General features: G+C 36.1%; 1 protein-coding gene. It reads left to right on the top strand.

Annotated features, from left to right (window positions below; genetic code table 11):
* Positions 1-67: 67 nt before the first annotated feature.
* Positions 68-811 (top strand): type IV secretion system protein, encoded by a 744-nt coding sequence (locus tag ACFIK8_RS10495; protein WP_375669392.1) that lies wholly within the window; start codon positions 68-70, stop codon positions 809-811.
* Positions 812-887 lie beyond the last annotated feature (76 nt).

Below are 887 nucleotides of genomic sequence, written 5' to 3'. Positions count from 1 at the left end.
AGCCCAATGATAGGAACCGTGTACCTATTAATAAAACAATCCCTGCCGAAATCAAGCGAGGAGACAGATGAAAAAGAGATTTATTATAACAGGAATGATTACCCTTTTGGGAATGATAAATTTAACTCTAACGTCTAACTTTAGTTGGGGTTCTGGGACTCAAGGTTCGACTGTTCAAAGTCCTTTCCCTGTTTCAAAAGCAGACTATCTGACAATTATTGAGTTGTTAAAACAACAAATTAGAACAAACGAAAACCAGATCGAAAACGCGAAAAAAATCCATCAGTCTATAACAGGAAATAGAATAAAAAAACCAACAATAGGAGAGAAAAAGAGTTTTTTCATACAAGATTCGCCCACTCTCAGCTACCCAGAAAAGGGCCGCGATTACTATAGCATAAATGTTGGGGAATTTCGAGATCTTTTATATTCTGTTCATCATGAAGAGAAAAGGAGCGTCTTCTGGTTCTTGCCGTATCATGAAATGCGCACAATAATTAATAAACGTCTTAAATATAGTGGAATTGTCGATAAAGCTGTAAGTTTGCAAACTTTCCAAGACGCAGAGAACCGCTTTACACAAATTGTCGATTTCTTAAATAATATAGATAAAACAAAAGATCTGAAAGAAGTTTTCGAGCTGCAAACACGCATCAAGACCATGTCAGCCATGCTCCAAAATGAATATACAAAGCTACAAATGGTCAGAAATTTAAGCGATAACGAAGAGACTCTTATCGAAATACAAAAACGTAAATTGTATGGAAAAATTATGTCCTCTGATAACCGAAATGTACCTACCATACGATGAAAACAAAAGCCAATGTAGAAAGTTCAGTACTATCTGAACAATTCAGAGGGGCAGAAAGGTTTTCTCAAAGCCAAGG

This window comes from Bartonella sp. MR168JLCBS (genome assembly GCF_042194175.1).
Note: the sequence above shows the minus strand (reverse complement) of the source record. Positions and strands in the feature narration are given on the sequence as shown.

Bases quoted from the DNA above. Each gene is read 5' to 3' on its own strand.
- ACFIK8_RS10495 (WP_375669392.1), top strand. From the start codon at position 68: ATGAAAAAGAGATTTATTATAACAGGAATGATTACCCTTTTGGGAATG.